The sequence below is a fragment of the Dietzia maris genome, from assembly GCF_014144855.1.
Taxonomy (GTDB): Bacteria; Actinomycetota; Actinomycetes; order Mycobacteriales; family Mycobacteriaceae; genus Dietzia; species Dietzia kunjamensis.
The window spans coordinates 1-5,307 of record NZ_JAALDN010000255.1; the positions used below are offsets into that span (position 1 = coordinate 1).

Consider the following 5,307-nt stretch of genomic DNA (forward strand, 5'->3'; position numbering starts at 1 on the left):
GGCGGCGGGCTCGGTGGCGGCGGACCCGGTGGCGGCGGACCCGGTGGCGGTGTCCGCCTCGTCCCCGCCCCGGGAGGTGCTGCCGTCGCCGGCCCCCGATCCGTCGATGGTGTTGCCGAACGACTCCGGGGGCTCCTCCGGGATGCGCGCGGGGTCGTCGGGTCGGGTCTGGTCGGTCACAATCGCCTCCGCGGTCTCGGTGGTGGGCGCCGGTCCCCGGCGCCGGGGTGCTGACGACCCTAGTCCCGTGGGGACCCCTTACGTCGGAATCTCCCGACCGCGTCACCGTGGCTTAGTCTGGTGCGCATGTCGGACAATCCCTTCGGTCGGGTCATCACCGCGATGGTGACCCCCATGCATGACGACGGCTCGATCGATTTCGACGGCCTGCAGCGGCTCGCGGTCCATCTCGCCGATCACGGCCACGACGGACTGCTGGTCAACGGCACGACCGGCGAGTCCGCGACGACCACCGACGACGAGGACTACGACAGCGTGGCCGCCGTCGTCGAGGCCGTCGGCGACCGGGTGAAGGTCATGGCCGGTTGCGGCACCAACGACACCGAGCACTCGATGCGTGCGGCGCGCGAGATGATCGCCCGCGGCGCCGACTCCCTGCTCGTGGTGACGCCGTACTACAACAAGCCCACCCAGCACGGGATCGTCGAGCACTTCCGGATGATCGCCGAGGCGGCCGACCGCCCGATCATGGCCTACGACATCCCCGGCCGCACCGGCACCGCCCTGGCCACGGACACCATCCGGCGGATGGCGGAGATCCCCCGGGTGCGGGCGGTCAAGGACGCCAAGGGCGACCTGTTCGAGGCCAGCCGACTCATGGCGGAGACGGACCTGCTCTGGTTCTCCGGCGACGACGTGCTCAACCTGGCCTTCCTGGCCCTCGGTGCCACCGGCATCGTCTCGGTCGTCGGCCACGTCGCCGGCGACGACTACCGGGCGATGATCGACGCCGTCGACGCCGGTGACCTGCCGCGGGCCCGCGAGATCCACACCCGCCTCATCCCGGCCGTGGACGCGATCATGCACACCTCGCAGGGCGCCATCCAGGTCAAGGCGGCCCTGAAGGAGGCCGGCCTCATCGGCTCGGACCGCCTGCGCATGCCCCTCCTCCAGGGGCCGCCCGAGCACCGGGCCAAGTTGCGCGACGGGCTGGCCGCGGCCGGGCTCGGCTGACCCATCCCGGCCACCGGCCGACCACGGTCACCACTCTGCGGGGGATGACCTCGCCGTCGTGACCCTCGTCATGCCCGCTGGAACGCGGCCATCTCCGTGCACCGCCTCCACAGGGCGGCGGCCGTGGTCCGGTCGTGCGAACGGCGACCCGACCGGGCGGGCTTCGGATGCCCGCGCAGGCCCCCGAGGCGATCGGGGCCGACGAACTCGCCGCCGGCGAGGCCGGGCACCGTCGCCGCGTACAGCACGGACAGTGCGCCCATCTCCGGTGTCAGGCCCGCCCACGTGATGGAGTTGCCCAACTCGAAAAAGCGGTCCGCCAGTGGGTTGCCGCTCTGGCGGATGAGGTCGGTCGCCGTGTAACCGGGATGGGCGGCGACCGACCGCAGCCCGCTGCCGGACCGCTCGAAGTGGCGCTGCCACTCGTAGCCCAGCATGATGCACGCCAATTTGGAGTCCGCGTACGCCGCCATGGGTCGGTAGCCGCGCACGTCCATGTCGAGATCGTCGGTGTCGAGTCGTCCGCGCAGGTGGGCGAGCGAGCCCAGCCACACGACCCGGTCCGTCAGCATCTGCTCCAGCCCCAGGGTGAGCGCGTGATGTGCCAGCACGTTGACCCCGAACTGCATCTCGTGTCCCTGCGCGGTGCGGGCGTGGGGGATGTTCATCACACCGGCGTTGTTGATCAGCACGTCTACCGGCGCACCCTCCGCCGCCGTGGCCGCCACGAACGCGTCGACGGAGTCCAGGTCCGCCATGTCGAGCAGGCGCACCTGCGCGCGCTCCCGGTCACCGGCGGGGAGCGTCGCGCGCGCCTCCTGCGCCTTCTCCTCGTTCCTGCAGGCCATGACGACCCGGGCGCCTCGGGCCGTGAGTGCGGCGGTGGTCGCCAGCCCGATCCCGCCGTTGGGGCCCGTGACCACGAAGGTCCGGCCCGTCTGGTCGGGGATGTCGGTGGCGGACCATCTGTGCGCGCGAGTCATGAACGTCAGTCAACCAGCCGTGCCTGCGCTGTGGTGGTCCGTCCGTGTGGTAACGCCGGGATATCCTTCGCGATGTCCTTGTGACACACTCGTCGGGTGTGCGGGTCCCACGTGTCACACGTGCCCCCGCGTGCCCGTTCCTCGAGATCCCGGAGTAGCCCCATGACGTTCGACCGCCGAACCTTCCTGCGCCGCGCCGGCATCGGCGCCGCCGGGGCGGGCGCCCTCGCCGCGGGCATCACCCCCGCGGTGGGTGCCCAGTCCTCGATCCCCGCCGGGCTCGGTGCGCTGCCGGGGGCGGGTGTCGGCGTCCCGATCGGCACACTGCTCGACTACGCCTCCGGCCCGCCGTCGGCGGCGTCGATCCGCGCGGCCGGCCACATGGGCGCCGTGCGGTACTGCTCCAACCGTCGCCCCGGCGCCGAGTGGATGACGGGCAAGCCGCTGCTGCGCCGCGAGGTCGACGACTTCCGCCGCAGTGGCCTCAACATGGTCTCCTGCTACCAGTACGGGCGTGCCGAGACCGCCGACTGGAGGGAAGGCGCCGCGGGCGGCGACCGCCACGCCCCGATCGGGATCCGGATCCACCGCGAGGCCGGCGGGCCGTCCGGCGTGCCGATGTACGTCGCGATCGACGACAACCCCACCCGGTGGCAGTTCGACAACCAGATCCGCCCGTACCTTGAGCGCTGGCGCGCCCATCTCCACGGCGCGGGGATGGAGCTCGGCGTGTACGCCAACGCCCCCACCATCGACTGGTGCCGTCAGACCGGCCTGGGCCGGTACTTCTGGCAGCACGACTGGGGCTCCGGTGGGCGCCTCAACCCGAGCGCGACGATCCACCAGCTGCCGGTCCGGCAGCAGGTCACCGTCGGCGGGGTCGTGTCCGACCTCAACCGTGTCTACGCACTCGACTACGGCCAGTGGTGGCCGGTCGACCCGATCGCGCTCGCGCAGTCGGCGCTCGGCAGCTCGATCTGACGCGACGTCTGGCGGGGCCTGCGCCTACTCGACGGTGATCTCGCCCATCGCCCCCCACTCCTCGCCCTCGGCGGTGGTGTTGATGATCCGCGGGGTCCGCTCGAGGTAGCGGGCGGCCGAGCCGGTGAACTCGGCGAAGTGGTCGGAGTTCACGTGCTGGGCGGGGGCGTCGCCCTCTCGGAAGGCCTCGCACAGCAGGAAGGTGTTCGGAGACTCCGGCGACCGGTACCAGTCGAAGAAGAGATTGCCAGGCTCGGCGCGGGTGGCCTCGGTGAACTCGCGGGTGAACTCGAGCCAGGACTCGGCGAACTCGGGCTTGACGTCGAAACGCACGTTGATGAGGATCATGGCCCCATCCTGCCGCGTGGGGAGCGGGCCGTCGAGGGAGGTGCGACTCGCCCCGATCGCCGGGGCAGGCATACGCTGTATCAGGTGACCATCGAGATGAGCACCGAGAACCCGTGCGTCCCGCGGGCAGAGGCCGACTCCTCCGTCCGCGCCGTCTGGAACCGCCTGTCGCTGGACGCGACCTCGAGCAGGAACGAACCGCTGATCGCGGGACTGGTCCTGGATCTCATCGACGGCTGTGATGACCTCGGCGAATCCCTCGCGCGCCTCGCCGCCTCCCGGGTCGCGACCCCCGAGATCGGTCGGCACGTGCTGGAGAAGGAGATCCGGGCGGTGCTGGTGGAGCATCCCCACGTCCTGGAGGCCGTCGCGGCCGACCTCGTGGTGAGCTTCGAGCGTAACCCCGCGTACCCCAACTACCTGGTGCCCTACCTCTTCGCCAAGGGCTTCCTCGGCTTGCAGGTGCACCGCGTGGCCCACGAGATGTGGAACTCCGGGCGCGTCATGGCGGCGTCGTTCCTGCAGAGCCGGATCTCCGAGGTGTTCGCGATGGACATCCATCCCGCGGCCCGTGTCGGCTCGGGCATCCTCGTCGACCACGCCACCGGGATCGTCGTGGGCGAGACCTGCGTGATCGGCGACGGCGTGTCCATCCTGCAGGGCGTCACCCTCGGCGGCACCGGCAACGAGGACGGCGACCGTCATCCCAAGATCGGCTCCGGCGTGCTGCTGTCCGCCGGATCGATCGTGTTGGGCAACGTCCGGGTGGGCGCCTGCTCCAGGGTGGCCGCGGGATCGGTGGTCCTGCACGAGGTCCCGCCCCACACCACCGTGGCCGGGGTCCCCGCGAAGGTGGTCCGGCGGCACGCGGATTCGCTGGTCCCCGCAGAGCGGATGGACCAGGAGATCGACCCCGAGGGGTAGGGAAACACGCCGATGCGGGTCCTGGTGGTCGACGACGAGCCGGCGCTGCGCGAGAGCGTGCGCCGGGGACTCGTCACGGGCGGCTGGGCCGTGGAGACCGCCGCCGACGGTGAGGAGGGCCTCGAGATGGCCTGCGCCGACGACTTCGACGTGGTCGTGCTGGACATCATGATGCCGCGGCGCAGCGGGTACGAGGTCGTCCGCGAGATGAGACGCCGCGAGGTCTGGACCCCGGTGCTCATGCTCACCGCCAAGGACGGCGAATACGACGAGGCCGACGCCTTCGACCTGGGCGCCGACGACTACCTGGTCAAGCCGTTCTCGTTCGTCGTCCTCGAGGCCCGACTCCGGGCTCTGGTGAGGCGGGGGGCGCCGGAGCGCCCGGCGACGTTCGAGGCCGGCGACCTCGTGGTGGACCCGGCCGCGCGGGAGGTCCGCCGCGGAGATACGCGGATCACCGTGACCGCGCGTGAATACGCGGTGCTCGAGTACCTCATCCGCCATCGCAACCAGGTGGTGTCCAAAGTCCAGATCATGCGGGCCGTGTGGGACGCCGCGTACGACGGTGACGACAACATCGTCGAGGTCTACGTCGGCTACCTGCGACGCAAGATCGACGCCCCGTTCAGGGCCCGCGCCATCGAAACCGTCCGCGGGCAGGGCTACCGACTCGTCGACAGCGTCGCGGCGCGCCCCTGAGCCGGGCCACTTCGCCCACTCCTCGCCGGCGTCTGCGCGTGGCCATCCGCCCTGCCACAGCCGCTCGCCACCATGGCGTCTCGCGTGAACCGATGCGCAGGCCAGACGCCATGGTTGCGGGCGGCTGTTGTTGATGTGTACAGGCGCGCGAGCGAGACGCCAGGCGCGGGAGCGGATG

At 71.2% G+C, this 5,307-nt stretch carries 7 protein-coding genes; 4 read left to right on the top strand and 3 right to left on the bottom strand.

The window, feature by feature from the left end; translation table 11 throughout:
• Positions 1-180 (bottom strand): hypothetical protein (locus tag G6024_RS08980; protein ID WP_200841561.1); only part of this gene is annotated, 180 nt, incomplete at its 3' end.
• 126 nt (positions 181-306) lie between these two features.
• On the opposite strand from G6024_RS08980, the gene dapA reads away from it, so the two are divergent.
• Positions 307-1,194 (top strand): 4-hydroxy-tetrahydrodipicolinate synthase, encoded by an 888-nt coding sequence (dapA, locus tag G6024_RS08985; protein WP_069389590.1) that lies wholly within the window; start codon positions 307-309, stop codon positions 1,192-1,194.
• A gap of 68 nt (positions 1,195-1,262) precedes the next feature.
• On the opposite strand, the gene G6024_RS08990 is transcribed toward dapA, so the two are convergent.
• Complete coding sequence (locus tag G6024_RS08990; protein ID WP_159148524.1) at positions 1,263-2,177, bottom strand: SDR family NAD(P)-dependent oxidoreductase; 915 nt, start codon at positions 2,175-2,177, stop codon at positions 1,263-1,265.
• Between the two features lie 162 nt (positions 2,178-2,339).
• Here G6024_RS08990 and G6024_RS08995 point away from each other — a divergent pair, with 162 nt between their 5' ends.
• Entirely contained in the window at positions 2,340-3,158 is an 819-nt protein-coding gene (locus tag G6024_RS08995; RefSeq protein WP_119192546.1) for a DUF1906 domain-containing protein, read from the top strand.
• Between the two features lie 24 nt (positions 3,159-3,182).
• On the opposite strand, the gene G6024_RS09000 is transcribed toward G6024_RS08995, so the two are convergent.
• Positions 3,183-3,506, bottom strand: coding sequence for a putative quinol monooxygenase (locus G6024_RS09000; RefSeq protein ID WP_096906599.1), 324 nt, complete (start codon positions 3,504-3,506; stop codon positions 3,183-3,185).
• An 84-nt stretch (positions 3,507-3,590) separates the two neighbouring features.
• On the opposite strand from G6024_RS09000, the gene G6024_RS09005 reads away from it, so the two are divergent.
• The gene (locus G6024_RS09005; protein WP_082924056.1) at positions 3,591-4,430 is read left to right on the top strand and encodes a serine acetyltransferase domain-containing protein; all 840 of its coding nucleotides are present in this window, start codon (positions 3,591-3,593) and stop codon (positions 4,428-4,430) included.
• Between the two features lie 12 nt (positions 4,431-4,442).
• Entirely contained in the window at positions 4,443-5,129 is a 687-nt protein-coding gene (locus tag G6024_RS09010; RefSeq protein WP_159148525.1) for a response regulator transcription factor, read from the top strand.
• The last annotated feature ends 178 nt before the right edge of the window (positions 5,130-5,307 follow it).